Genomic DNA, 26,183 nt, shown 5'->3' with positions numbered 1-26,183 from the left:
GCAAACCGTACTGAGTGGACACTCACAGTGACGGGAAAGTTCATCAATGTGTGTGAGGTGCAGGTTCGGGGGTATTCCGTGCACCTATTCCTGATTAAACTCCACGAATCGTAGATCGAGTTGCGAACCGGTCTGCGGTTCCGGGGGCCGCGTGGTCGCCCGTTGGGGCGGAATTCGTTGGCGCCTCTTCTCCGCAGCGCCGACCGCAGGGGAGAGTCGGCGCCGCTCGGCGTCGGGAAGGAATACATGCTCGAGACCTACCGAGCCACCTCACGTACCGGAGTTTCCCCGGAGCCACGAGCCTCGGCGGATCGTTTCGGTGCGATCACCGAAGGTGGACTACGTCCGGTCGAGCCCGCTCCCGACTTCGTGGCCATCGCGCGGAGTCAGGAGTTCACCGACCTGCGGCATGTTTTCCGGACGTTCGTGGCCAAAGCCGGAGCCGCAATCCTGATCTGCTTCGTCGGATACGTCATCGCCGCGGGGTGGTTCCCCGAGTTCATGCGGACGCCGCTGCTGGGGACGGCCAGCATCGGCTTGGTGCTGGGGCTCGTGCAGTTCGCGATGCCGTTGCTGGTCACCGCTGCTTACGCGTGGTTCGCTCGTACGCAGCTCGACCCCCGAGCCTCCGAAGTCCGCAGATCCGCCGCCGAGGACGCCCGACCGTGATCACCGAACCGTTGCTCAACCTCGGGACCTTCGCCGGCTTTCTCCTGCTCACACTGTTCGCGGTGTACCAGGCCGGAAACCGAAGCACCACAGGCGACGACTTCGCCGCAGGCGGTGGGTTCAACGGCCCGCAGAACGGGGTGGCGCTCACCGCGGCCTTTCTGTCCGCAGCAGCCTTTCTCGGGATCGCGGGTGCAGTAGCCGTCCACGGTTCAGGTGCGTTCCTGTACGCTGCCGGTTTTCTGGTGGCCTGGTTGGTGAACCTGTTGGTCATCGCTGAACCCCTGCGCAACACCAACAGTTTCACGCTGGGGGACATGCTGAGCTGGCGCCTGCACCCCCCACCTGTGCGGGTCGCGTCCGCCGTGTCCACTGTGACGGTCTCGTTCTTTTGCCTGGTCGCCAACATGGCTGGTGCTGGGGGACTCGTTGCTTTTCTACTCGACGTGCACAGTAGTGGCGGGCAAGCACTCGTCATCACCGTCGTGGGGGTGATGATGGTTGCCTACGTGTTCGTCGGCGGGATGACGGGCACTGCTCGGCCCCAGATCATCAAGGCGGGTCTGCTCTTGACCTGCTTGGTGATGCTGACGGCCTTCCTGCTCGGGAAATTCGGGTTCGACCTCGGCTCGCTGCTCAGGGAGGCCGGCGGCAACCGCGAACTCGGTGAGCGAGCCTTCGGTCCGGGATCGCTGGGCGAGGGGAGCGCGAAACTCGAACTCGTTTCGCTGTCGTTGGCCTTGATGTTGGGAGTTGCCGGCCTGCCGCACGTGCTGATGCGCTCCGAGTCGGCCCCGAACGCGCGGGAAGCACGCCGACCCGTCGTGTGGGTGATCTGCGTGTTGACGGCCTGCTACCTGTGCACGCTGATCGTGGGGTATGCGGCAGCGGCGATCGCCGGCAGCGATGCGATCCTTTCCGCGCCGGGACGTGAGAATTCTGCTGTGCCGCTGCTCGCTTCGGAGATCGGTGGCCCACTGTTGCTCGGTCTCGTGGCGGCGATCGCGTTCGCGACAATTCTCAGCGTGGTCGTGGGGTTCATGCTGATCGCCTCGGCCTCTTTCGCGCAGGACATCTATTCGAACGTGTACCGCGGTGGTTGCAGGCAGCAGTGGGAAGAAGTTCGAGTGGCGCGTTGGGCGGCACTGGTCCTCGGTGGCGCGTCGATCGTGGGTGCGGTTCTCGTCAACGGTCAGAACACGGCCTTTCTGGTGGGGCTCGCGTTCGCGTTCGCCGCTTCGGCGAACGTGCCTCCGTTGCTGCTGGCACTGTTCTGGAAGAGGTTCAACACTCGAGGCGCGCTGTGGAGCCTCTACGGCGGACTCGGGGCGTGCTCGTTGCTCGTGGCGTTGTCGCCGGTGGTGTCGGGGACGCCGCTGTCGGTTCTTCCGGCTTGGGATTTCGCGCTGTTCCCGCTGAACAACCCCGCGATCGTGTCCGTACCGTTCTCGTTCCTCTGCGGAGTCGTGGGCACCCTCGCCGGCGGCGGGCGGGCGGACACCGCACGTGCAGCGGAGGTGGAGGTTCGTGCCCTCACCGGGCTCGACCCGCGTTGACTCGGTGCGAGCAAGGGAACCTTCCTGTCACATGTGACAGAAAGGTTCCCTTGCTCACTCCGGTGCGGCGGCTACTGGCCGGCCATGTGCACCAGTTCCCAGACGTGGCCATCGACGTCCTGGAAGCTTCCGCCATACATGGGGCCTTCTTCGTGAACAGGCTTCCACGGTTTTCCACCCGCTTCGATGGCTTTTGCGACCGTGTCGTCGACTTGTTGCCTGCTGTCCGCGGAGAGACAGTTGAGGACTTCGGTCGATGTCGAGGTGTCGGCAATCTCGTCGTTGATGAAATCGCTGAACCGTTCGCGCACGAGCAGCATGGCGTAGATGTTCTCCTCGATGATCATGCAGGCGCACTCATCGGTTGAGAACTGCTGGTTGAATTCGAAACCGAGCTGGCTGAAGAAGTTGCGCGATTTGGCCAGATCCGCCACCGGCAGGTTAACGAAGATCATTCGCATTAGTTGCTCCTTGGTAGTGCGGTCACACGTTGGACCTGCGGCCGCCGGGAAACTCATCGGCTCGTACCGGAGCGATGAACACCCTTGATCACGAAGACCGCACCGACGGTGCAGAGCGCCGGGCTACGAGGATCCAGGCAAGGTGCCGGCATCTGCGGGAAGGGTGAGGAGATGTTGTGCGCACGAAACTACTGGCTCATGTTGGCCAGCAGCGGATGATGGCTTGCTGTTCAGGAAGGGTGCCCTCGGCAGGACTCGAACCTGACACCAGCCTCCGGGCGCGTCTCAGGGGCCGCGCTGACCTCGGATGATCCTGCTTCTGCGTAGTTCAGGGCCGATATTTCGTTGACCTCGTTTTGACGTTGGTTGCGGCTGTTGCTCGGCCGCATGTGTTCCAGATGTACCTCGGAGCTGGATGGTGGCCTGAGCACCACGAGCAATTTGCCTGTTGGATCCGCTTCCGAGCTCTTGTCTTCAGGGCCCGGTCAAGGAGATCCCGGTGACGGCAGCGATCGCTGCAACGATGCTCCAGACGACCGTGCCCGCACCGATCCAGGCGAACGTGACCCGCGGTGTGGCGCCGATACCGCCGGCTACGAGCGCGGAGAGCTGGGTGCCCAGCCCGATGGGTCCGAGCACGGCCAGTGCTGGCAATCCCCAGCGGCGCGCCACTCGCTCAATTCGCTGCCGGCGCTGGCTGCTATCCGGTCGGCCACCGCCTTCCGTGCGCGTCCTGCGGCGTGCTGCCCACCATGCGCGCAGGCGTTCACCGAACCACGCCGCGACCGCGACGGTCGCCAGGTTGCCGACCACCCCGGCGGCCACGACCGGTACCGGATGCACGCCGGCGAGGATGCCCCCGGGAATCACGACGACGGCCTCCAGCCACGGTGCTGCCCCACCGATGAAAACACCGAACAAGATCGCGAGGTTCGTGCCAGTCATCGCTCCACCTTCGATTCCGGCGGAGGACCGTCTTCCTCCGCCGCCAGCGTCATCACGCGCGGGAACACGGCCGCTCGTTCGTTCTGCTCGAGCACGTCCAGACCGACGAGCTCGGCCGGCCACAAGCCGTCACTCGCCAGTCGCAGGAGAGTGCCCAACGTCGGGTCTTCGGTCGATTCTCTGCTCACTCGTGGAAACTCCGCGAAGGCCGGACGGAACGGAGCAACTGCCTCCGGATATTCGAACGCGGCGGCCATCAACACGGTATCGAGGTGCGTTTCGGGTACCGCGTCGAGGGAAGCGATGCAACTGGCAACCGGACCGTGGTCCCGGTTCTGCTCACGATGGCGCTCCGTGGCCGAACGGGTCTCGGGGAGTCGGGCCTCGGCCATCGCCTCGATTTGCACGTAACTACCGGCTCATGCTGGCCCGCAGTGGATGATGGCGAGACAACAGTTATCCCCGTCCCTGACCTGTTTCACCTGGTCAAGTACGGGGCTTACTGTTCAGGACGGGTGCCCTCGGCAGGACTCGAACCTGCGACACCTGCCTCCGGAGGGCAGTGCTCTATCCGCTGAGCTACGAGGGCTCGCCGTTTCCGACGATGGTCAGCTTAACGCATGGCCCACAGTGCGCTTGAAGAGGGGTGTGGAATGACGCGTCCCCTCGCGTGCAGCGTGAGCGCCGCCTCCCACCCCTTGCATCCATGCGCATGTCACTATATATCTGAGGCGAGTCTAAGCGGAGGTGACAATGGGCCACGGGCATGGTCACGGCCACGGGACGTCGGCTGCGACGGCGGACAGCGCCTCGGGGCGGTATGTCCGAAGGTTGACGATCGCGTTCGCGATCCTGCTCGCCTTCTTCATTCTCGAAGCCGCCGTCGGATATGTCACGTCATCCCTCGCGTTGCTGTCCGACGCGGGGCACATGCTCACCGACGTGCTCGGTGTCGGCATGGCACTGGCCGCGATCACAGCCGCCAAGCGGCCGGCGACGCACAAGCGCACCTTCGGCCTGTATCGGATGGAGGTACTGGCTGCCCTGGCCAACGCCGTCCTGTTGTGCGGGGTGGCCGCCTACATCCTGTACGAGGCCATCGGTCGCTTCCAGGATCCGCCCGAGGTGGCAGGCCTGCCCATGATGCTGACCGCCACCGCGGGCCTGCTCGCGAACCTCACCGTTTTCGCCCTGCTCCGGAAGGGGGCGGAGGAGAGCCTCAACCTGCGCGGCGCGTACCTGGAAGTTCTCGCCGACACCATCGGATCCGCCGGTGTTCTGCTGGGTGGTGCCCTCACCTGGGGCTTCGGCTGGTACCTGGCCGACCCGATCGTGGCCATCGGCGTCGGGCTCTTCGTGCTCCCCCGAACCTGGAAGCTGGCCCGGCAGGCACTGCGCATCCTGGTGCAGCAAGCTCCGGAGGACGTCGACGTGCACCGGCTTCACGGTGAACTGGAAGCCTTGCCCGCCGTCACCGAAGTGCACGACCTGCACGTGTGGACGCTGACTTCCGGAATGGAAGTCGCCTCGGCGCACCTGACCACCAGGCCCGATGCGGATCACGGGGGCGTCCTGACCGCGGCCCAGCGGCTCCTGGCCGAGCAATACAGCATCGATCACGCGACGCTGCAGGTCGAACCAGCGGAGTGCGCTCAACGCTGTCGAGCTCTCACGTGGTGACGTGCTGCGTGCAAGGGAACCTTCCTGCCACATGTGACAGGAAGGTTCCCTTGCTCATCCCGGGAACGGCAGGGGCTTCGCGTCGCGCTCCGCGAGCATGCTGCGCATGAGGTCGCTCTCGGCGCTCTGGGAACCCAGCATGTTCTTGGCCAGGCCGCGTACGGCGGCGAGCTGCGCATGATCGGCGCCGTACTGGGCCATGGGCGCCCCACCTACGTGGTGGCGCAGCATCAACTGGAGGAACTCCACGTCGAAGGCGGGGCCTTCGAGGCTGTGGAGTCGCCGCATCTCCTCGCTACTGGCCATGCCGGGCATCCGATCGTTGCCCTGACCGGCGCCGCCATGTCCCTCATCGTGCTGCCCGGAAGCACCGGCAGCGTGCTCTCCACCGCTGTTGCCGTGCATCCACTGCATCCGCGGGCCGGAAGGGCGGTTCGCCTCGCCCCACAGGCTCAACCAACCCTGCATCCGCCCGATCTGGTTGCGCTGGTTCGTCTCGATATCGAACGCCAGCTGGCGAACCGCGACGTCGTCCGCCCGCTCCCGAGCCAGCGTGGCCATGGTGACGGCCTGCTCGTGGTGAATCGTCATGTCCTCGGCGAAACCGATGTCGACGGCATTCGGGTCCGGCTCGGTGACCGGTTCGGACGGCGTCGCGAGCAGCAGCCCGCCCGCACCGCCGAGCAGGAGCAGGGCCACCGCACCACCCACGGCGAGGAACAGGCGAGCCGGGATCGGCGTCCGCCGACCCTCCTGCGATTCGTTCTCATAACTCATGTTTCACCTGTGGTCATGCGCCGAAATGGATCGTTCGCCGACCGGATCACTGCGCGCCACCCATAGGACCGGTGGCGGAGTCGGTGCCCTTACCGCTCATCGGGATGGCGTCGGCGGGCGGCGGGCTGGAGTCGAACGGCGGCGGGTTCTGCGTGTCGAACGCTCCGGGGTATGCCTGGCAAGAACCGCCGATCTCGGGGTACACGCCGTTCTCGTTCTGCCGCAGCGCGGTGATGAACTGGTCGATGCGTTCGTCGTCGGCCCGCTCGACCTTCAGCTGGTGCCCCCACGATTGAACGGAAATCGGGCTGTCCATGCCGGGGAACGGGGACGACATCGTGTACGGCTTGCCCTCGACCCGGGCGTTGATCCGTTCGATCTGCTCCTCGTTGACCTTGTCAGGGTTGTAGGTGATCCAGACCGCGCCGTGTTCGAGCGAGTGCACCATGTTCTCGGTGCGGACCGGCTCGGGGTAGGCGACGCCCGTGCAATCCGCCCAGACTCCGTCGTGCGGGCCACCGAACGGCGGTGTCTTGTCGTAGGCCACCCGTTGTCCCGGCTGCACGTGCTGCTGGCCCTCGTACTGCGCCGTCTCGACACCGGGGATGTCCTTGGAGGGGTCGGGGTTTTCCGGTGAAGGCTGGAACTCGGCGGCGGCTTCCTCGGCCGCGGCCTGCGCCTCCCGGACCTCCTTGTTATCCATGTAGCGCATACCGGCGTAGCCGAAGATCACACCGGCCACCAGAAGCACCACGGTGACGCCCGCGATGCTCACCCAGGGGATCGACCGCTGCTGCACCACGGACCCGCGTGCCTTGCGCAGCGCATTGTTCTTCTTGCCGCTTGCCATGCTCTCTCGGACCTCGTCTCGCCATTGCTCACCAGGGGACCCGGCTTGCCAGTCTAGAGATTGTCGTGCGGGTGAAGAGCCGCGTGCTCGTGGTGATGATCAGCGGCCGGGCACCACGTTCTCACATGGTGGCGATCATTGGGTGTCCAGTTCGTCACTGAGAGTGTCCGTGCTGCCGTACCCCTTGGCTGAACAGCTACGACACATCCCTAGACTTTCTCGCGTGACTCCTGCCGCGCTCGCTGAACTCGTTCGTAAAGCCGCCGTCGAGGTGATGTCCTCTCGAGGGTTGGACACCTCCGTCATACCGGAGGCGGTGACCGTCGAGCGACCTCGCAATCCGGAGCACGGCGACTATGCGACCAACCTGGCGATGCAGGTCGCGAAGAAGGCCGGGGTCGCGCCTCGCGAGTTCGCGGGGTGGTTGTCGGAGGCGCTGGCAGGCGAGGATGCCATCAGTGCCGTCGAGGTGGCGGGGCCCGGTTTCCTCAACCTGCGTCTCGAGCCCGACGCCCAAGGCGCGATCGTGCGCGAGGTTCTCCGCGCCGGGGACGCCTACGGAGGTGGTGACCTTTACGGAAACCTCCGGGTGAACCTCGAGTTCGTCTCGGCCAATCCCACCGGCCCGATCCACCTCGGCGGTACTCGCTGGGCGGCGGTCGGTGACGCGATGGGGCGAATTCTGTCCGCCCAAGGCGCCGAGGTCGTTCGCGAGTACTACTTCAACGACGCGGGTGCGCAGATCGATCGCTTCGTGCGGTCGCTGATCGCCGCGGCTCGTGGCGAGGAAGCTCCGGAGGACGGGTACGGCGGCGCCTATATCGCGGACATCGCAGGCCGGGTGGTCGGCCAGGAGCCGGGTGCCCTCGATCTCCCCCACGAAGAGCGGCACGAGTTGTTCCGCAGTGTGGGTGTCGGATTGATGTTCGAGGAGATCAAATCCAGCCTGCGCGAGTTCGGCACCGAGTTCGACGTGTTTTTCCACGAGGATTCCCTGCACTCCTCGGGTGCGGTCGCTGATGCCGTCGAGGAGCTCAAGGGGTCCGGTCATCTGTACTTCGCCGACGGTGCGTGGTGGCTGCGGTCGACGGACTTCGGGGACGACAAGGACCGCGTGCTGATCAAGAGCGACGGGACGACCGCGTACATCGCCGGTGACGTGGCGTACTTGCGGGACAAGCGCGCGCGGGGATTCGACCTGTGCATCTACATGCTCGGTGCCGACCACCACGGGTACATCGCCCGGTTGAAGGCCGCTGCCGCTGCTTTCGACGATGATCCGGATGCCGTCGAGGTCCTCATCGGACAGATGGTCAACCTCGTCCGGGACGGCAAGCCGGTGCGGATGAGTAAGCGCGCCGGGACCGTGGTGACCTTGGAAGACCTGGTGGAGGCGGTCGGTGTCGATGCCGCCCGCTACTCGCTGATCCGTTCGTCGGTGGATTCGGCGGTCGACATCGACCTCGACCTGATCAGCAAACGCACGAACGAGAACCCCGTCTTCTACGTGCAGTACGCGCACGCCCGGCTGTCGTCGTTGCAGCGCAACGCGGTCTCCATGGGTATCTCGCGGGGGGACGTCGCCGAGGCCGACCTGTCCCTGCTCTCCCATGACCGGGAAGGTGACCTCATCCGTACACTCGGGGAGTACCCACGAGTCGTGCGAGCGGCTGCGGAGCTGCGGGAACCACACCGCATCGCCCGCTACCTGGAGGACGTGGCCAGCGCGTACCACAAGTTTTACGACGCATGCCGGGTCCTGCAGCCTGGTGACGACCAGGCGAGCCCGCTGACCGTGGCACGACTCCAGCTGTGTGAGGCGGCGCGACGAGTGCTCGCGAACGGCCTCGGGTTGCTCGGGGTCAGCGCACCAGAACAGATGTAGAGGAGCCGCGAAAAATGCGCGCCCATCCCGCCGGGCCCCGGCACGCCGACGTCGTGCTGCCCGGCAATACCGCCGGCCCGCTTCCGCCGTCGACCGGTGACGTCGGTCACCTCGATCCGAAGGTGTGGCCGCGGAACGCTTCGCGCGGACCCGACGGGGTCGTCCGGCTTGCCGGCCTCGACGTTCGGGAGTTGGCCGAGCAGTACGGCACGCCGTTGTTCGTGCTGGACGAAGACGATTTCCGCTCGCGCTGCGCCGAGTATGCGAACGCGTTCGGCGATCCCGCTTCGGTGCACTACGCGTCGAAGGCTTTCCTGTGCACCGAGGTTGCCCGCTGGGTGGCCGCGGAGGGGTTGAGCCTCGATGTGTGCAGCGGTGGTGAGCTGCGGGTCGCATTGCGGGCCGACTTCCCGCCCGAGCGCATCACGTTCCACGGAAACAACAAGTCCATGGCCGAGCTCGAGGCCGCCGTCGAGGCCGGGGTCGGTTCGGTCGTGCTGGACTCGTTCCACGAGATCGCCCGGCTGGACCACATCGCCGAGCAGCGCGGTGTGGTCCAGCCGGTGATGATCCGGGTCACGGTCGGCGTCGAAGCCCACACTCACGAGTTCATCGCCACCGCGCACGAGGACCAGAAGTTCGGGTTCTCGTTGGCGTCCGAACAGGCCGCCGAGGCCGCCACCCGGGTGTTCAAGGCAGGCGGGCTGGAGCTGATCGGGTTGCACAGCCACATCGGTTCGCAGATCTTCGAGGACGACGGTTTCGAACTCGCCGCCCACCGCGTCGTGGGGTTGTTCGCCGAGCTGCGCGAGCAGCACGGCGCAGATGCGGTCGAGTCGGTTTCCACGGTCGACCTGGGTGGTGGTATCGGGATCGCCTACACCCCGGACGAAACCCCGTTGCCGGTGCCCAAGCTCGCGTCCCGACTGCACGAGATCGTCCAGCGGGAGTGCGCTGCGGCCGGTATCGAGCCTCCGCGGGTCGCGGTGGAACCGGGCCGCGCGATCGCCGGGCCCGGGACCGTGACGGTCTACGAGGTCGGAACGATCAAGGACGTGGAGCTCGACGGTGGTGTGTCCCGGCGCTACGTCAGCGTCGACGGTGGCATGAGCGACAACATCCGAACGTCGCTCTACGACGCGGCCTACGACTGCAGGCTGGTCTCTCGGGGCTCTGACGCACCCCCGGTGTTGTCCCGCATCGTGGGCAAGCATTGTGAGTCCGGTGACGTAGTGGTGCGAGACTGCTGGCTTCCGGAGGACATTGCTCCGGGAGACCTGCTCGCCGTCGCCGCTACAGGTGCGTACTGCTACGTGATGGCCAGCAACTACAACCGTCTGCCCAAGCCGCCGGTGGTAGCCGTCCGGGACGGGCAGCGACGGTTGTTGCTGCGCGGGGAGACCGAGGACGACCTGCTCCGGCTGGAGGTGTGAGTGATCGAGGACCGTCAACCGATCAGGGTCGCGCTGTTGGGGTGCGGCACGGTCGGTACCGAGGTGCTGCGTCTGCTGCAAGGTCAGCCGGAGGAGTTCGCGGCACGGACCGGGGCTCCGGTGGAGGTGACGGGCGTTGCCGTTCGCCGCCCGCACAAGCATCCGGGAGTGCCCGAAAGCTTGATCACGACCGATGCCGCGGCACTGGTCGACGGTGACGTCGACGTGGTCGTGGAGCTCATCGGGGGGATCGAACCCGCTCGGTCGTTGCTGCTGCGTGCCCTGAACGCGGGCAAGTCGGTGGTGACGGCGAACAAGGCGTTGTTGGCCGAATACGGTTCGGAGCTCTACGCGGCGGCGGACGCTTCCGGTGCGGACATCTACTTCGAGGCTTCGGTGGCCGGCGCCATCCCGCTGTTGCGTCCCCTTCGCGAATCACTTGCCGGGGACCGCATCGACCGGGTGATGGGCATCGTCAACGGCACCACGAACTACATCCTCTCGGCGATGGACTCGTCCGGTGCCAGCTATGCGGAGACCTTGGACGAGGCGGGCCAGCTCGGCTACGCGGAGGCGGATCCGACCGCCGACGTCGACGGGTTCGACGCGGCGGCGAAGGCGGCCATCCTGGCGTCGCTGGCGTTCCACACGAGGGTGACCGCCACTGATGTTCACCGGGAGGGCATCTCCTCGGTGAGTCCGGGTGACATCGCCGCGGCTCGAGCACTGGATCGCACGGTGAAGCTGTTGTCGATCTGCGAACGTGTCGTCGCCGAGGACGGTTCCGAATCGGTGTCGGCTCGCGTGCACCCGGCGATGATTCCGCGCAGTCACCCGTTGGCCGGGGTCGGCGGCGCGTTCAACGCTGTCTTCGTCGAAGCCGAAGCCGCGGGCAACCTCATGTTCTACGGGCAGGGTGCAGGCGGCGCGCCCACGGCCAGCGCCGTGTTGGGTGATTTGGTGGCGGTCGCCAGGAACCTCGTCGTGGCGGGTAAGGGTCCCCGTGAGTCCGCGCACGCGCAGCTCGCCGTCCAGCCGATGGGTCGGACGCCGACGCGGTACCACGTGAGCCTGGACGTGGCCGACAAGCCTGGTGTGCTCTCGCAGGTGGCGGCGACGTTCAACGAGCAGGGTGTGAGTATTTCGGTGGTGCGCCAGCAGGGGCGCGGAGAAGAGGCCAGCCTCGTCGTGGTCACTCACACGGCCGAGGACGCCGCTCTCAGGTCCACAGTGGATAAGATCGCGCAGCTTCCCGTGGTGCGTGAAGTGGTCAGTGTGATGCGTGTGGAAGGTGAACCCTCGTGACTTCGAACAACCCGGACGCGCCTGTGCGCTCCAAGGCAGGCTGGCCGGGCCTCATCGAGGCGTACCGAAGCCGCGTTTCGGTGCCTGACGGCGCCCGCGTGATCACGCTTCAAGAGGGCAACACGCCGTTGGTGGAGGCTCACCACCTGTCCGAGGTGACAGGGTGTGAGGTCTACCTGAAGGTGGAAGGCGCGAACCCCACCGGCTCGTTCAAGGACCGCGGGATGACCGCGGCCATCACCCATGCGCTCGACGCGGGTATCAAGGCCGTGATTTGCGCCTCGACGGGGAACACCTCGGCTTCTGCCGCGGCCTATGCCTCGCGCGCCGGGCTCACCTCCGCGGTTCTCGTCCCCCAGGGCAAGATCGCGATGGGCAAGCTTGCCCAGGCGGTGGTTCACGGGGCCAAGATCCTGCAGGTCCAGGGCAACTTTGACGACTGCCTGGAACTGGCCCGCAAGACGTCCGCCGAACACCCGGTGACGTTGGTCAACTCGGTGAACCCGGTGCGGATCGAAGGTCAGAAGACGGCGGCGTTCGAGGTCTGCGACGTGCTCGGCAAGGCTCCGGATGTGCATTGCCTGCCGGTGGGCAACGCGGGCAACATCACCGCCTACTGGCTGGGTTACCGCGAGTACGCGGACGATGGTCTGGTCGAGCACGCGCCACGGATGTTCGGTTTCCAGGCCGCGGGCGCGGCGCCGCTCGTGCACGGCCAGCCGGTTGGTGACCCGGAAACCATCGCCACCGCCATCCGGGTCGGCAGCCCCGCGTCGTGGCAGAGCGCAGTCGCGGCAAAGGAGGCTTCCGAGGGGCTGTTCTCAGCTGTCACCGACGAGGAGATCCTGCACGCCTACCGGTTGCTCGCCGCGCGTGAAGGCGTTTTCGTGGAGCCCGCGTCGGCTTCGAGCGTTGCCGGTCTGCTCGCCAGTGCTCAGGACGGGCGCCTGCCCACCGGGTCGACGGTCGTCTGCACGGTGACCGGTCATGGGCTCAAGGATCCGGACACCGCCCTGTCCGGCATGGTCGAGGTGGAGCCGCTGCCGGTCGATCCGAGCGCTGTGGCGAGCGCCCTGGGGCTCGGATGAACCCGCAGGATCCGGCGGTGCGCGCCCTGCGGGTTCGCGCCGCCGCTTCCACGGCCAACCTCGGATCCGGTTTCGACGCGCTGGGCATGGCGCTGTCGTTGCACGACACTGTCGAGGTGGAGGTGTTGGACGGCCCGCCGGGCGACTCGCACGTGGTCGTGGAGGGGCAGGGAGCCGGCACTGTGCGCACCGATGCCAAGCACCTCATCGTGAAGGTGCTGCACCGGGCGCTGGACGAGTTGGGGATCGAGCAGCCCGCGGTCCGGCTGCGCTGCCGCAACTCCATCCCGCATTCGCGAGGTCTCGGTTCGTCCGCCGCCGCGATCGTCTCGGGTGTCAGCGCGGCCTACGCATTGGCCGGATTCAGTTTGGCGGACAAGGAGAGTTCGGAGCGCATGCTGCAGTTGGCGGCCTCCTACGAGGGGCACGCCGACAACGTGGCGGCGAGTTTGTTCGGCGGGCTGGCGATCGCCTGGAACGAGGGCGAGCAGTACCACGCCGCGCGCCTGGAGCCGCATCCGGACGTGCGTCCGGTCGTGCTGGTTCCGCAGGAGGAGTCAGCGACCCACGTGACCCGCGGGTTGTTGCCCGCGCAGGTGCCGCACGCCGATGCGGCGTTCGCCGCGGGACGTTCTGCTCTTGCGGTGCACGCGTTGACGAACGATCCGAGCATGCTGCTCGCGGCCACGGACGACCGCCTTCATCAGGATTACCGCGAGCCGGCCTGGCCGGAAACCTGCGCGCTGCTCCGGCGCCTGCGGTCTGCCGGAGTACCCGCAGCCGTGTCCGGTGCGGGCCCGACCGTGCTGGCGCTCCCGTCGTCGGGAGATGAACGGGTCGAACACGTGGGCACGAATGGTTTCGACGTGTTCGATCTGCCGGTGGACCGTGCTGGTGTGCAGGTGGAAAGCGTGCCTGCCGACCGGTGATTCGCACCCTCGCGAACATCGACCCGGCAAAGGTGGTACAAAGAGGGTGTCGGCGTTCTTCAGCCTCGATCGCTGGCGATGTGATCGACACGGGGATGAGCCACACCCACAGGGTTGTTGCACCAGGGTGACTGGGCGTCTACCCTCAAGGTCAATCAGTCACCGCGCGCAGGGCGCCGGTGCCGTGTCCGGAACATCGATTCCGGGAACGCATCTCTCGCTGTGAATTGACTCCACTCGACGCGGGTGAAGATCAAGATTGGCGGGTACCCGACGCGGTGACCGAGGCAGGGGTTATCAACTCAATGGGGTTCGCTTCGGGAAAGTCGACCTGCGAATCATTGCCGATGTCGGACCGGGGTCTCGGAAGCTCGATACCGCATTCCCCCAGGGCATCCGCAGACCGAGGACTCGGTGCGCGCTGGCTTCGGGCAGCTTCGCCCAGCAGCGGGCTCTGACCCGAATCTAGTGAACTCCTTGACACCGATGAATCCTGGAGTGAGGCGGCAGCAGGGCGTGCATCGGCGAGTGTGGATCGGAGTGGATGCGTCGCACGTGGACCGTGATTAGAGCGCTTTGGCGCGAGGATCGGTACGCGAAACAGGCATCGGAACAATCTCGCGAGCTGGGCACCTCCCACTGCCCAGTGCTGCCGGTATTCCGAACCGCTGACGACATCGATCGTGCCGCGTGCGCGCATTGAACTCGACCGGCGCAAGCGCTGGTAGCACAAAAAGGCCGCCCGCATTCAGAGCGGGCGGGCAATCCGCTGGGTCGCGTAGGAGGCGCGGTCCGGTCAGGAAGGACATTCGTGAGCAACACCGAACTGTTGAGCAGCGAGGCAGCCAACGGCGTCTCCCCGGCTGGCCAGCAGGGGTCCGAGCAGTCGACAGCTGGGACGTCCGATGCCGAATCCAACGGCACCCCGCGTCGACGTGGTGGACTCTCCGGCATGGTTCTTGCCGAGCTGCGCCAACTCGCTGGGGAACTGGGGATTGACACGAGCGGGTTGCGTAAGGGCGACCTGATCGCGGCTATCAAGGAAAAGCAGGGTGGCGCGGCTCCGCAACGCTCCCGGTCGACCAAGAAGCAGACCGCTGAAGCGGACAGCCCCAAGGCGGATGGTGCCAAGGCCGACAGCCCCAAGGCCGACAGCCCCAAGACGGGCAGCCCCAAGACGGACCGAGCCAACAAGGCCGGCAGCGCGAAGGGTGATGCCGAAAAGGCCCACCAGCCCGTACTTGATGAAGCGGACAACACCGAGACCACCAAGCGCGAAGCGGAGACGAACATCGAGGCCGCGACCAACGGGTCTTCCGCACCCACCCGCGGGCGTTCCAGGCGGCAGCAGGGTGGTGATTCCCAGGGCGACGAGGACAACCGTCGCGGGAACAACCGCCGGCGGCGCTCCTCCGGACGTTCGGGAAACCAAGAGCAACAGGGCGACGAACAGCGCGGTGACCGTTCCGGCGGTGACAACCGTGGCGGGGACAACCGTGGCGGGGACAACCGCGACGGCAACCGTGGCGGGGACAACCGTGGCGGGGACAACCGCGACGGCAACCGCGGCGGGGACAACCGTGGCGGGGACAACCGCGACGGCAACCGCGGCGGGGACAACCGCCAGGATCGTGGCGACCGGCAGGGCTCGCGGCAGCAGCAGGACGATTCGGACGAGGACGGCGGACGTCGCCGTGGTCGTCGATTCCGGGATCGTCGCCGCAACCGCGGTCGCGCCGAAGGTGGCGGTACGGAGCCGGAGGTCCGCGAGGACGATGTCCTGCTGCCGGTAGCCGGGATTCTGGACGTCCTGGAGAACTACGCCTTCGTACGAACTTCCGGGTATCTCGCGGGGCCCAACGACGTCTACGTCTCGCTGTCGCTGGTCCGCAAGTACGGCCTGCGTCGCGGTGACGCGATCAAGGGCGTCATCCGCCAACCGCGGGAGAACGAGCAGCAGCGGCAGAAGTTCAACCCGCTGGTCCGGGTCGACGCGATCAACGGATTGGACCCCGACGAAGCCAAGGGACGCTCGGAGTTCCACAAGCTCACGCCGCTGTACCCGAACGAGCGTCTCCGGTTGGAGGCCGAACCGAACGACCTGACCGGTCGGATCATCGACCTGGTCATGCCTGTCGGCAAGGGCCAGCGCGCGCTCATCGTCTCGCCGCCGAAGGCCGGCAAGACCATGGTGTTGCAGGCGATCGCCAATGCGATCAGCGCCAACAACCCCGAGTGCCACCTGATGGTCGTTCTCGCCGATGAGCGGCCCGAAGAGGTCACCGACATGCAGCGTTCGGTCAAGGGCGAAGTTATCGCTTCGACCTTCGACCGGCCGCCGTCGGACCACACCACCGTGGCCGAGCTGTCCATCGAACGTGCCAAGCGGCTCGTCGAGATGGGACACGACGTCGTGGTCCTGCTGGACTCGATCACCCGGCTCGGACGTGCGTACAACCTGGCGGCCCCGGCATCGGGCCGGATCCTGTCCGGTGGTGTCGACTCGACGGCGCTGTATCCGCCGAAGCGCTTCCTCGGCGCGGCACGCAACATCGAGAACGGCGGCTCGTTGACCATCTTCGCCACGGCGCTGGTGGAGACCGGGTCCACGATGGACACGGTCATTTTCGAGGAGTTCAAGGGCACCGGCAACGCCGAGCTCAAGCTGGACCGCAAGTTGTCCGACAAGCGGTTGTTCCCCGCGGTGGACGTGGATGCCTCCAGCACGCGGAAGGACGAAATCCTGCTTTCACCCGACGAGTTGTCCGTTACGCACAAGCTGCGTCGCGTGCTCGCGGCATTGGATACCCAGCAGTCGCTGGAACTCCTGCAGGATCGACTGCGCAAGTCCCGCACGAACATCGAGTTCCTCATGCAGGTGGCCAAGACCACTCCCGGTAAGGAAGAGGACTGACCCCTCGAGAACTCATCTAACGGCGGGCCCGCACCGGACCAGGTGCGGGCCCGCCGTTTTGCGTTCAAACGGGGGAGGAACATTCGGTCGGTTCTCGAGCGGTGCGGACCACGAACACGACGAGCAACGTCGTTGCCACTGCTCCGGCCACCAGCGCGACGAGCGCGGGAACCCGCAGGTAGTCGTTCCCGAGGGCGATCACCAACATGACCCCCGGGTAGGGAAACCGCAGCCAGCGCCGTTGCCACCGCGCGGCCCAGCGAACGTGGTGGCCACTGATCAGCGCGAGGGTAGCGGCCACGCCGAACAGGAGCGGTGCGGAGAGAGCGACGCTCTGCGTGAGTGTGGGTTGTGACTCGACCAGCAACCCCAGGACTGCGGTGATACCGGCTGAACTGCCCAGGAACAGCAGAGGCAACGTCACCCAGGAACGTACGGTGAGGTCGCCGAGGGAAGGGCACAGCAGCACGAGTAGATGATGCGTGTTCGCCCGGAACAACGCAGCGTCCCGCCCCGGACGTCTCGGCAAGCGGTTGTTCCCGAGCGGCGGGCGGTTGTCCGCACAAGTTGAATGGCGCGCGCACTCGTGCGCTGCGGCGGCGGGAATAGTCCTGGTCACCCCTGCGTTCGAAGGCGAGCGGCCTCGGTCTGGCAGAATACGAGGTTGAGTCCGGCACCGGTTCACCTGCGGCACGAGCCGTGAGGACCCGGCGGCCACGAAGAGAGGACAACGCGTTGAAGTCTGGAATTCACCCCGAGTACGTGGACACGCAGGTGGTCTGTGGCTGCGGGAACACTTTCACCACTCGCAGCACCCGCAAGGGCGGCAACATCACCGTTGAAGTGTGCTCCAACTGCCACCCGTTCTACACCGGCAAGCAGAAGATCCTGGACACCGGCGGTCGAGTCGCCCGTTTCGAGGCCCGCTACGGTCGTCGCCCGAAGGACGCTCGCACCAAGAAGTAGCTGAGCCGACGGCGCCCGTCCCCGAGCAGCGTGGGACGGGCGCCGTTGTTCGTTCGAGGTACGCCGGCCGGTCAGGTAAGCAGTGAAGGGTCACCAGTGGAAACGTCGAAGCTCGAAGGTCTGCTCGCCGAGTACGCCGAGCTGGAGCAACGGCTTGCCGACCCCGAGGTGCACGCCGACCAGGCGGGAGCCCGCAAACTCGGCCGCCGGTACGCCGAGTTGACCCCGATCGTGCGGGCCGCGAAGGAACTGCGGCAGGCACGTTCCGATTTGGCGACGGCGCGTGAACTCGCCGGGGAGGACGCGAGCTTCGCGGCCGAGGCCGACGAGCTCGCGGTGACGCTCCCCGCACTGGAATCCAAGCTCACCGAACTGTTGCTGCCCCGAGACCAGTACGACTCTTCCGACGTGCTGTTGGAGGTCAAATCGGGTGAAGGTGGTGAGGAGTCGGCCTTGTTCGCCGGTGACCTGCTCCGCATGTACCTGCGGTTCGCCGAACGGCAGAACTGGCAGGTCACCGTGCTCGACGCGACGGAGTCGGAGCTCGGCGGCTACAAGGATGCAACGGTCGCGGTGAAGGCGAAGGGCGACGTCGGTCTCGACGGAGTGTGGGCGAAGCTGAAGTTCGAAGGCGGCGTGCACCGGGTGCAGCGGGTGCCGGTCACCGAATCCCAGGGTCGGGTGCACACCTCGGCAGCCGGCGTTCTCGTCTACCCGGAACCCGAAGAGGTCGAGGTGGAAGTCGACGAGAAAGACCTCCGCATCGACGTCTACCGGTCGTCGGGTCCCGGCGGCCAGAGCGTCAACACCACGGATTCCGCCGTGCGCATCACCCACCTGCCGACCGGGGTTGTGGTGTCCTGCCAGAACGAGAAGTCGCAGCTGCAGAACAAGCTGCGCGCCATCCACGTGCTCAGGGCGCGCCTGCAGGCCATGGCGGAAGAAGAAGCCGAACGTGAGGCGTCCGAGACCCGCCGCAGCCAGGTCCGCACTGTCGACCGTTCCGAGCGCGTGCGCACCTACAACTTCCCGGAGAATCGGATTTCCGACCACCGGGTCAACTACAAGTCCTACAACCTGGACCAGGTCCTCGACGGTGACCTCGACGGTGTGCTGGGGGCACTCTTGTCAGCCGACCGTGAGCAGCGCCTCGCCTCCACTTCGTGAATCCGGCCAGCACCTCGCCGGTGTCCGGGCCCGCGCACTCTAAGCTTGCTCCCGTGACCCGACAGCCCTTGCGCCTGGCCATCCTCGAAGCGGAACGCATCCTGTCCGCAGCGGGCGTGCCCAGCCCCCGAGCCGACGCCGAACTATTGGCTGCACATCTGCTCGGGGTGGAGCGCACCAAACTGATGATGGTGCCGCTGGTGGATCCGCCGGTCATCGAAGCGCTCCACGACCTCGTTCGACGGCGGGCTGCCCGGGTGCCGCTCCAACACCTGACCGGGAACGCCACCATCGGAAATGTGACGCTCCAGGTGGGGCCGGGGGTCTTTGTGCCCCGCCCCGAGACCGAACTCCTGCTGGCGTGGGGTTCGGGTGTGCTGGAAGGCGTGGACGAGCCGGTGGTGGTGGATCTGTGCACGGGTTCGGGTGCGTTGGCACTCGCGTTCGCCAACGCACGGCCGGACGCGACCGTGCATGCTGTGGAGAGCGATCCGACCGCCCTGTCGTGGGCGCGATACAACGCCGACCGGCAGGCCCGACTGGGCGATACTCCGGCCCGGCTGCACGCGGGAAACGTCACCGACCCCATGCTGCTGATGGAATGGGACGGGCTGGCCGACCTGGTGGTGTGCAATCCCCCGTACGTTCCGGAAGGGACGCCGGTGCCGCTGGAGGTGCGTAACCACGACCCGCACGCGGCGGTGTTCGGGGGGCGGGACGGACTCGACGTCGTACGACATGTGATCGCGTGTGCTGCGCGGCTGCTGCGTCCCCGCGGGGGTGTCGCGATCGAGCACGATGACACCCATGGTGGTTCCGTCCCCGCACTGCTGTCGGCGCGGCGGGTGCTCGACGAGGTGGAGGACCACACGGATTTGGCGGGCCGGCCACGGTTCGCTACTGCCCGACGGGTCGACCACCGGGCTTGATCGGTGCGAGCAAGGGACTTTCCTTCCATCGGTGACAGTAAGGTTCCCTTGCTCGCACCGCGGAGGACGCCGCGGCTCGGTCGTGCGCGGGAACAGCATGGTTTTCATAGTTGGTCGACGAATTCACGCAGTAGCGCGTTGAACTCGTCGGGCTTTTCGCGGTTGGGCCAGTGCCCGGCGTTCGGAATCACCCGCAGTGATGTCCCTTGGATCGCTCCGGTGACGTCGTGAGCGACAGGCAGGGGAACAATCCTGTCCTGCTCTCCATGGATGACCGTGGAGGGGCAGTTGATCCCGGCCAGGTTCGGCAGATGGTTGGTCCGCATGCTGCTGCGACCGATGGCGTCCCGCTGCCAATCGGTGAAGACGGTTCGGGAGATGTGAGCCTCTGCGACGACCTCATCCACGATCGACTCCAGGTCGTGGATCGGTTGCCCGCCGGTGAAGACGTTCCTGAGGAGCATCCGCCGGACCAGGCGGCGATTGCTCGCGAGTATGCGCGCGGCGGTTCGCCCGCTGCCCCGGATCCGGACAGCCAGGTACTTGGCCAGGTGGTTGGCAACTCGGTGCTGCATGCCTCCCGGGGAGACGAGGACCAGGCCGCTCACGCGTTGCGGATGCCGCAAGGCGAATCCGGTGGCGACGCTGGCGCCCATCGACAGGCCGACGACGCAGGCTTGCGGCAGCTGCCACGAGTCGAGCGACCAGCGAATGACTTCTTCCAAGGTGCGCTGGTTGCCGCGTCCGCGCCAAGGTCGGCTACCGCCTTGACCAGGTAGATCCGGGGCGAAGACGCGGTGGTTGGTGGCGAGCGCGGGAATGGCGTGCCGCCAGCTCAACAGGCCGTTGTCCAGGCAGGCACCGTGTAGGAGCACGATTGGGGGGCCGGATTCTCCCGCGTGATAGAAACGGATCTTGCCTGCGGGATATTCGACCTCGTCGACTTCGACGCCCTGTGGCGGGGCGGTCATCTGGTTCTCCTCGCTGGCTCGGGACGGTGTGCCGCACAAGTCGATCCGGCGTCGGTTTCCGCACCATCCCCGCAGAGGTGGACGTGCACGAGTCGTTCGCCGGTCGGCCGGAAACAGAACCGGTCGTTTCGGGAGTGCGGTGGCCTGGTGGGCAGCCGACTGCATTCCGGATACGAACGTTGTCGCCGAGCATATTCAGGATTTCCGCCTCCAACCGAACCGCTCGCACGAGTTCAACTCGAACGTGCCAGGATTCGCATTGTGAGCACAGTCTATGACTGCAAGCGTCCGGAGACTCGAGAGACCGGACTGACCGCTGCTGGGAGCGCGGTACGGGCCGGTGGCCTGGTGGTGTTGCCGACCGACACGGTGTACGGGATCGGGGCCGATGCCTTCGATTCGCATGCGGTGGGGTCATTGCTCGCGGCCAAGGGGAGAGGGCGGGAGATGCCCGTTCCGGTCCTGGTCGGGTCGTGGTCCACCGTTGACGGCCTCGTGTTGTCGGTACCGCGGCACGCGCGTGCGCTGATAGAGGCGTTCTGGCCCGGTGGATTGTCGATCGTGTTGCCGCAGGCGCCGTCGCTGGCGTGGGATCTGGGCAACACGCGGGGCACGGTCAATCTGCGCATGCCGTTGCATCCGGTCGCGCTCGACCTGCTACGCGAGGTGGGTCCGATGGCGGTGTCCAGCGCGAACCTGACGGGGCATCCGCCGCCGAGCACGGCTGAGCAAGCGCGTGAGCAGCTCGGGGATGCGGTGTCGGTCTATCTTGACGGAGGCGCTGCAGGGGAGCCGGTGGCTTCGACCATTGTCGACCTCACCCAGGACACGCCCCGAGTGTTGCGTGAAGGCGCCGTGGGGATCGAAGCCCTGACCGAGGTCCTCGGTGTCGAGGTCCGATCCGCTTAGCCCGCCGGAGGCGTGAGAGCAAGGGAACCTTTCTGCCACATGTGGAAGAAAGGTTCCCTTGCTCCAACGGACCGAATCCGACGCGAAGACGATCTTCGCTGTTGCGGACCGGTCGCCGGGTGGGCGCTGTCGGGCCGATAGCGTTACGCCCGCATGTGCAACGTGGACAGCGATGAGGAGCGCCAGGCTTGAAGATGCCGTTCTGGGGGCTGAACAAGAACCTCGGCGTGGGATATCGATCCGCGAGGGTGAGCCGCCGGTATGGATAACGTACCCATTTGGGCACCGGCCGGACTCCCGGCGAGGGAGTACCTGCTGGTCAGTCTGACCGCGGCGGCGGTCACTTTCCTGTTGACCGGGCTGATCCGGCTGTTCGCGATCCGAGTCGGTGCGGTCGCCTACCCGCGACAACGTGATGTTCATCTCAAGCCGATGCCGCGCATGGGTGGGGTGGCGATCTACGGTGGCGTGCTGGCAGCGATGTTCCTCGCCAGCAACCTTCCGGCGTTGTCCCGCAGTTTCGACTACTCGAAGGATTCGCTCGCGGTCGTGCTGGCCGGTGGCTTGATCGTTCTGGTTGGCGCGCTCGATGACAGGTTCGAGCTGGACTCGCTGACCAAACTCGCGGGGCAGGTCACGGCAGCGGGGATTCTCGTCCTGATGGGCGTCCAGTGGTTCAGCTTCTGGGTGCCGTGGGGCAGTTCGAACGACCAACTCGGCCAGTGGGTGGTGCTCGGTAGCGACCAGGGTCAGCTGCTGACGGTGCTGCTGACGGTCGCGATGATCAATGCGATGAACTTCGTCGACGGCCTCGACGGGCTCGCTTCCGGAATCGGCCTGATCGCGGCCAGCGCGACGTGCATCTTCTGCCTCGGGCTGCTCGACAGGCACGGTGGTGATGTCACGGCGTATCCGCCCGCGCTGATCGCGGCGACCATCGCGGGTGCCTGCCTCGGATTTCTGCCGTTCAACTTTCAGCCGGCGCGGATCTTCATGGGTGATTCGGGATCGATGCTGATCGGTCTGATGTTGGCGACCGCTAGCACGACGGCCTCCGGCAAGCTCGACTACTCGGGTTTGAAGGACACGGTGGCGTTGTTGTCGCCGTTGCTGGTGGTGGCAGCGGTGCTGTTCGTGCCGCTGCTTGACCTGAGCCTGGCCGTTGTGCGCCGTACGCGGGCAGGTAAGAGCCCGTTTCACGCGGACAAGATGCACTTGCACCACAGGCTGTTGGAAATCGGGCATTCGCAACGCAGAGCGGTCCTGCTCATCTACCTGTGGGCAGCTGTGATCGCGCTGGGAACGGTGTCGTTGACGCTGTTCAACACGGCCGTGGTCGCGTGGGTTGCGGGTTCGGGCGTGTTGGTTGCCGGTATTATTTCGGCTGTCCCGCGTTTGCGGGCCAGCCGAGAATCTGAGCGAGAGAGTTCATGAGCGAAGCGACCGGTTCGTCGCAGGTCGGCGAGACCGAGAACCCACACGCCGCGTCGGTGCGCGCGCTCGCGAATGCGATGTTGCGCACAGCATTGGTGCCCGGTGCTGTCACCGTCCTGCTCGGTGTGGTGATCGCTGCTGTGATGGTTGGCACGCCGGGGGCGGTGGGGGCCTTGGTCGGCGGCTCGGTCGCCTTCGCATCCTCGCTGGTCACCATCGGCTTAATGCGATGGACAGGTGGAATGAACCCGATGTTCGTCATGGCGGCGGCTCTGGGTGGTTATGTCCTCAAGATGGTCGTGTTACTGGTGGTCATGACACTTCTGCGAGGGATCGAAGGGGTGCATACCGAAGCACTCGCGTTCACGATGTTGGCGACCATTATGGTGTGGGCGGGCGCAGAGGTGTTCGCGTTCAAAAAGACCAAGATTCCCACTATCGTGCCTGGTAGCTAGGCTTTCGATCTTGGACTGCCGCGGAGACGGCACTGCTCTTCGGGTACTTGTTACTCGCTGGTATGGTCCGCTGCAGCAACGCTCTTCCTGGGTATGGGCTCGACCCCCGGGTCGTCCGGCTAGTCCGGTCGCTCAGTAGGGTGGGGCCCCCCAAGAGTCAGAAGGCGTATCAGGTACGTTAAGTGCAAATCGTGACGATTCCCCCGGCGGAGTGAATGCCGGCCGGGAGAACCGGAAGGAGCCCAGTTGGGCGCGCTGGTGCTGGCCGAAGGTGGACAGTTCGTACCACCAGGTGCCGATAGCTTTGTCCTCCCGCCGATCGTAGGTGGAATCACTAAGCCGATGGTGCTGGTCGCACTGTCGGTGCTGATCGTCGGTGCGTACTTCCTGATCACCACGCGGAACCTCAAGCTGGTGCCGGGCAAGTCCCAGTTCGCGGCGGAGTTCGTGTACGAGTTCAGCCGGAACAAGATCGCGCGTGATCAGATCGGGTCGCAGAACTTCCGACCGTTCGTCCCGCTCATCTTCGCGCTGTTCTCCTTCGTCCTGGTGAACAACATCTACGGGATTATCCCGTTCATCCAGTTCCCCACGATGTCGCGGATCGGATTCCCGATCGCCTTGTTCCTCGTGGCTTACGTGGTCATCCACACGGTCGGATTCAGGCGACACGGATTCATCGGCTACTTCAAGCACGTCATGTTCCCACCCGGGGTGCCGAAGCCGATCTACATCCTGCTGTCCCCGATCGAGTTCTTTCAGAAATTCGTGGCGCAGCCCGTAGCGCTCGCCATCCGGGTTTTCGCCGCGATGTTCGCCGGGCACCTCATCCTGTTGGTGTTCACGGTCGGTGGGCAGTTCCTGCTGCTCGAAGCGAGCGCGGCGCTGAAGCCGGTTTCGATCGTCGCTTTCGCCTTCGCCATTGCCTTGACGTTTGTCGAAGCCTTGATCCAGGTGCTGCAGGCCTACATTTTCGCGCTGCTGGTGGCGAACTTCATCGGTAGTGCGCTGGCTCAGGAGCACTGAGAGAAGACCAAGACCTCCGATCCGCACGATCGTGCGGACCGAGTTGAAAGGTAGTGAAAGTGAGCAACATCGTACTTGCGCAGGCCGCCGAAGCTGCGACCAACATCAACCCCGGTCTGGCCGCTATCGGCTACGGCCTCGGTGCCGTCGGTCCCGGCGTTGGCGTCGGCCTGATCTGGGCCGCGGTCATCAACGGCACGGCCCGCCAGCCGGAGGCCCAGGGACAGCTGCAGGGCATCGCCTGGATTTCCTTCGTCCTCGTCGAGGTGCTGGCCCTGATCGGTCTGGTCGTCTACTTCATCGCTTCCGCAGGCTGAGTCAACCGCTCAACGCGTAGGGAGACGTTGTGGTGAAGACGCAGATGCCGCTGGCCGCGGCTGGGGAACACAATCCGATCATTCCCGAGCCTGTCGAAATCGTGGTCGGCCTGATCGCCTTCCTGATCCTGCTGTTCGTGCTCTGGAAGTACGCGGTTCCGCGTTTCGAGAAGGTTTACGCGGAGCGCAGTGAGCGGATCGAAGGCGGGATCGCACGGGCGGAAGAGGCCCAGGCAGAGGCCCAGCGGACCTTGGAGCAGTACAAGTCCCAGCTGGCCGAAGCGCGTGCCGAGGCCGCTCGGATCCGTGATGACGCCCGTGCCGAGGGGCAGCAGATCGTCGAAGAGATGCGAACCCAGGCGCAGACGGAGTCCGAACGGATCGTCACGCAGGGACAGGCGCAACTGGACGCGCAGCGTTCGCAGATCGTCGCCGAACTACGTGCCGACCTCGGGCGTCAGGCGGTCGACCTTGCCGGGCGTGTTGTGGGTGAGTCCCTGGAGGACGAGGCTCGTCAGCGCGGCACGGTGGACCGGTTCCTTGACGACCTCGAGTCCACGTCGGCTCCGGCCACGGGATCGACGAAGGCCTGAAGAGTGAAAGGCGCTGAGAGTTGAGCACCCTCGTGAACGCCGCGAGTCGCGATGCACTGGCAGCCACCGAGCTGCAGTTGCTGCAGGCCACCGACGGGGCCGCGGCCGCGGAGATCACCGGGCTCGCCGATGAGCTGTTCGGCGTGGCCGCCCTGCTGGGCCATGAGTCCACGCTGCGGCGCGCTCTCGCCGACGCGTCCACGGACCCGCGGTCCAGGGAAGAACTGGCCCGCGGGCTCCTCGCGGACAAACTCGGTGCCCGGTCGCTTCCGGTAGTGGTCGAAGCAGTCCGTTCCCGCTGGTCGAGTGCCAAGGACCTGATCAGTGGCTTCGAGCGTCTCGCCCGTATCGCCCTGCTGGTGCAGGCTGAACGGGCGGGTCGCCTCGATGCCGTGGAGGACGAGCTCTTCCGGCTGGGACGGATCATCGGCGGCGAGTTGGAGCTGGAGCGCGTGCTGTCGGACCCGACGGGCGCTGCCGAAACCAAGGAACAGGTGGTCGACCAGCTGGTCGACGGCAAGGTCGAACCGGTTACGCAGACCTTGGTTCGCCAGCTCGTGAGCCACGCTCGCGGGCGACGTGTCAGCGAAGGTCTGGAAGAGCTGGCGGAGTTGTCCGCCAAGCGCCGGGAACGGTCGGTGGCCTACGTTCGGTCTGCCATCCCGCTCGACGATGCGCAGCAGGAACGCTTGGCGTCCACGCTGCAACGGATCTACTCGCGGCCGGTCGCGCTGCATCTCGAAGTAGACCCCGATGTCGGCGGCGGGCTGCTGATCAAGATCGGTGACGAGATCATCGACGGCAGCATCAAGGGACGCCTGGAAGCCCTCCGGCGCGACCTCGCCGAGTAAGGCCCTCGAGGCCGGTGGCAGCCGAACACGAACTTCCTTCCCAAGAACGAACCGAGAGCAGGAACGAGACATG

The 26,183-nt window shown here is 65.9% G+C and carries 26 protein-coding genes and 1 tRNA gene; 19 read left to right on the top strand and 8 right to left on the bottom strand.

Features of this window, described 5'->3' with window-relative positions:
• The first annotated feature begins 246 nt into the window (after positions 1 to 246).
• Together ACYVAN_RS02310 and ACYVAN_RS02305 are read left to right on the top strand one after the other, a co-directional pair.
• Positions 247 to 669 carry a DUF485 domain-containing protein gene (locus tag ACYVAN_RS02310; protein WP_460955057.1) on the top strand — a complete coding sequence of 141 codons (423 nt, stop codon included), beginning with the start codon at positions 247 to 249 and terminating at the stop codon, positions 667 to 669.
• On the top strand, positions 666 to 2,225 hold the full coding sequence (locus tag ACYVAN_RS02305; RefSeq protein WP_460955055.1) for a solute symporter family protein: 1,560 nt from the start codon (positions 666 to 668) through the stop codon (positions 2,223 to 2,225). The genes ACYVAN_RS02310 and ACYVAN_RS02305 overlap by 4 nt, the downstream gene beginning before the upstream one ends.
• A 71-nt stretch (positions 2,226 to 2,296) precedes the next feature.
• Here ACYVAN_RS02305 and ACYVAN_RS02300 read toward each other — a convergent pair whose 3' ends face one another.
• From ACYVAN_RS02300 to ACYVAN_RS02285, 4 genes are all read right to left on the bottom strand, one after another.
• On the bottom strand, positions 2,297 to 2,686 hold the full coding sequence (locus ACYVAN_RS02300) for a VOC family protein (RefSeq protein ID WP_460955053.1): 390 nt from the start codon (positions 2,684 to 2,686) through the stop codon (positions 2,297 to 2,299).
• Positions 2,687 to 3,160: 474 nt separating this feature from the next.
• Entirely contained in the window at positions 3,161 to 3,631 is a 471-nt protein-coding gene (locus tag ACYVAN_RS02295; protein WP_460955051.1) for a small multi-drug export protein, read from the bottom strand.
• Positions 3,628 to 4,023 (bottom strand): hypothetical protein, encoded by a 396-nt coding sequence (locus ACYVAN_RS02290; protein ID WP_460955049.1) that lies wholly within the window; start codon positions 4,021 to 4,023, stop codon positions 3,628 to 3,630. The genes ACYVAN_RS02295 and ACYVAN_RS02290 overlap by 4 nt, the downstream gene beginning before the upstream one ends.
• Positions 4,024 to 4,147: 124 nt before the next feature.
• Positions 4,148 to 4,220: transfer RNA gene (locus ACYVAN_RS02285), tRNA-Arg, on the bottom strand.
• Positions 4,221 to 4,462: 242 nt separating this feature from the next.
• Here ACYVAN_RS02285 and ACYVAN_RS02280 point away from each other — a divergent pair.
• A complete protein-coding gene (locus ACYVAN_RS02280; protein ID WP_460955047.1) occupies positions 4,463 to 5,311 on the top strand; it encodes a cation diffusion facilitator family transporter in 849 nt (282 codons plus the stop codon).
• Between the two features lie 54 nt (positions 5,312 to 5,365).
• On the opposite strand, the gene ACYVAN_RS02275 is transcribed toward ACYVAN_RS02280, so the two are convergent.
• Positions 5,366 to 6,088 carry a DUF305 domain-containing protein gene (locus ACYVAN_RS02275; RefSeq protein WP_460955045.1) on the bottom strand — a complete coding sequence of 241 codons (723 nt, stop codon included), beginning with the start codon at positions 6,086 to 6,088 and terminating at the stop codon, positions 5,366 to 5,368.
• A gap of 46 nt (positions 6,089 to 6,134) precedes the next feature.
• Positions 6,135 to 6,938, bottom strand: a complete 804-nt coding sequence (locus tag ACYVAN_RS02270; protein WP_460955043.1) for a DUF3105 domain-containing protein — start codon at positions 6,936 to 6,938, stop codon at positions 6,135 to 6,137.
• Between the two features lie 223 nt (positions 6,939 to 7,161).
• Between ACYVAN_RS02270 and argS the strand changes: the two genes are divergently transcribed.
• The 6 genes from argS (at position 7,162) to rho (ending at position 16,492) form a co-directional block, all read left to right on the top strand.
• A complete protein-coding gene (gene argS / locus ACYVAN_RS02265; RefSeq protein WP_460955041.1) occupies positions 7,162 to 8,823 on the top strand; it encodes an arginine--tRNA ligase in 1,662 nt (553 codons plus the stop codon).
• Between the two features lie 14 nt (positions 8,824 to 8,837).
• The gene (lysA, locus tag ACYVAN_RS02260) at positions 8,838 to 10,256 is read left to right on the top strand and encodes a diaminopimelate decarboxylase (RefSeq protein ID WP_460955039.1); all 1,419 of its coding nucleotides are present in this window, start codon (positions 8,838 to 8,840) and stop codon (positions 10,254 to 10,256) included.
• Positions 10,257 to 11,561, top strand: a complete 1,305-nt coding sequence (locus ACYVAN_RS02255) for a homoserine dehydrogenase (RefSeq protein ID WP_460955037.1) — start codon at positions 10,257 to 10,259, stop codon at positions 11,559 to 11,561.
• The gene (gene thrC, locus ACYVAN_RS02250; RefSeq protein ID WP_460955035.1) at positions 11,558 to 12,649 is read left to right on the top strand and encodes a threonine synthase; all 1,092 of its coding nucleotides are present in this window, start codon (positions 11,558 to 11,560) and stop codon (positions 12,647 to 12,649) included. Before ACYVAN_RS02255 ends, thrC begins: the two co-directional genes overlap by 4 nt.
• Positions 12,646 to 13,578 (top strand): homoserine kinase, encoded by a 933-nt coding sequence (gene thrB / locus ACYVAN_RS02245; protein ID WP_460955033.1) that lies wholly within the window; start codon positions 12,646 to 12,648, stop codon positions 13,576 to 13,578. The genes thrC and thrB overlap by 4 nt, the downstream gene beginning before the upstream one ends.
• 811 nt (positions 13,579 to 14,389) lie before the next feature.
• On the top strand, positions 14,390 to 16,492 hold the full coding sequence (gene rho, locus ACYVAN_RS02240) for a transcription termination factor Rho (RefSeq protein ID WP_460955031.1): 2,103 nt from the start codon (positions 14,390 to 14,392) through the stop codon (positions 16,490 to 16,492).
• Positions 16,493 to 16,556: 64 nt separating this feature from the next.
• On the opposite strand, the gene ACYVAN_RS02235 is transcribed toward rho, so the two are convergent.
• Positions 16,557 to 17,021 carry a hypothetical protein gene (locus tag ACYVAN_RS02235; RefSeq protein WP_460955029.1) on the bottom strand — a complete coding sequence of 155 codons (465 nt, stop codon included), beginning with the start codon at positions 17,019 to 17,021 and terminating at the stop codon, positions 16,557 to 16,559.
• Positions 17,022 to 17,227: 206 nt separating this feature from the next.
• On the opposite strand from ACYVAN_RS02235, the gene rpmE reads away from it, so the two are divergent.
• The 3 genes from rpmE to prmC all read left to right on the top strand — a co-directional run bounded on the left by rpmE (position 17,228) and on the right by prmC (position 19,554).
• Positions 17,228 to 17,458 (top strand): 50S ribosomal protein L31, encoded by a 231-nt coding sequence (gene rpmE, locus ACYVAN_RS02230; protein WP_460955027.1) that lies wholly within the window; start codon positions 17,228 to 17,230, stop codon positions 17,456 to 17,458.
• Between the two features lie 96 nt (positions 17,459 to 17,554).
• A complete protein-coding gene (gene prfA / locus ACYVAN_RS02225; protein ID WP_460955025.1) occupies positions 17,555 to 18,625 on the top strand; it encodes a peptide chain release factor 1 in 1,071 nt (356 codons plus the stop codon).
• A gap of 53 nt (positions 18,626 to 18,678) precedes the next feature.
• On the top strand, positions 18,679 to 19,554 hold the full coding sequence (gene prmC / locus ACYVAN_RS02220) for a peptide chain release factor N(5)-glutamine methyltransferase (protein ID WP_460955023.1): 876 nt from the start codon (positions 18,679 to 18,681) through the stop codon (positions 19,552 to 19,554).
• 104 nt (positions 19,555 to 19,658) lie between these two features.
• Here prmC and ACYVAN_RS02215 read toward each other — a convergent pair whose 3' ends face one another.
• A complete protein-coding gene (locus ACYVAN_RS02215; RefSeq protein WP_460955021.1) occupies positions 19,659 to 20,525 on the bottom strand; it encodes an alpha/beta fold hydrolase in 867 nt (288 codons plus the stop codon).
• 261 nt (positions 20,526 to 20,786) lie between these two features.
• Between ACYVAN_RS02215 and ACYVAN_RS02210 the strand changes: the two genes are divergently transcribed.
• The 7 genes from ACYVAN_RS02210 to ACYVAN_RS02180 all read left to right on the top strand — a co-directional run bounded on the left by ACYVAN_RS02210 (position 20,787) and on the right by ACYVAN_RS02180 (position 26,110).
• A complete protein-coding gene (locus ACYVAN_RS02210; protein ID WP_460955019.1) occupies positions 20,787 to 21,434 on the top strand; it encodes an L-threonylcarbamoyladenylate synthase in 648 nt (215 codons plus the stop codon).
• Between the two features lie 261 nt (positions 21,435 to 21,695).
• On the top strand, positions 21,696 to 22,868 hold the full coding sequence (locus ACYVAN_RS02205; RefSeq protein ID WP_460955017.1) for a glycosyltransferase family 4 protein: 1,173 nt from the start codon (positions 21,696 to 21,698) through the stop codon (positions 22,866 to 22,868).
• A complete protein-coding gene (locus ACYVAN_RS02200; RefSeq protein ID WP_460955015.1) occupies positions 22,865 to 23,323 on the top strand; it encodes a hypothetical protein in 459 nt (152 codons plus the stop codon). The genes ACYVAN_RS02205 and ACYVAN_RS02200 overlap by 4 nt, the downstream gene beginning before the upstream one ends.
• A 342-nt stretch (positions 23,324 to 23,665) precedes the next feature.
• Positions 23,666 to 24,349: a F0F1 ATP synthase subunit A gene (atpB, locus tag ACYVAN_RS02195; protein ID WP_460955013.1), complete on the top strand. Its 684-nt coding sequence runs from the start codon at positions 23,666 to 23,668 to the stop codon at positions 24,347 to 24,349.
• A gap of 59 nt (positions 24,350 to 24,408) precedes the next feature.
• Positions 24,409 to 24,666, top strand: coding sequence for an ATP synthase subunit c family protein (locus ACYVAN_RS02190; protein WP_460955012.1), 258 nt, complete (start codon positions 24,409 to 24,411; stop codon positions 24,664 to 24,666).
• Between the two features lie 32 nt (positions 24,667 to 24,698).
• Positions 24,699 to 25,259 (top strand): F0F1 ATP synthase subunit B, encoded by a 561-nt coding sequence (locus ACYVAN_RS02185; protein WP_460955010.1) that lies wholly within the window; start codon positions 24,699 to 24,701, stop codon positions 25,257 to 25,259.
• A gap of 20 nt (positions 25,260 to 25,279) precedes the next feature.
• Positions 25,280 to 26,110: a F0F1 ATP synthase subunit delta gene (locus tag ACYVAN_RS02180; protein WP_460955008.1), complete on the top strand. Its 831-nt coding sequence runs from the start codon at positions 25,280 to 25,282 to the stop codon at positions 26,108 to 26,110.
• Positions 26,111 to 26,183: the final 73 nt, after the last annotated feature.

Source organism: Parasphingorhabdus pacifica (genome assembly GCF_054779195.1).
The sequence above is the reverse complement of the archived record's forward strand: the minus strand, read 5'-3'. Positions and strand labels throughout refer to the sequence as shown.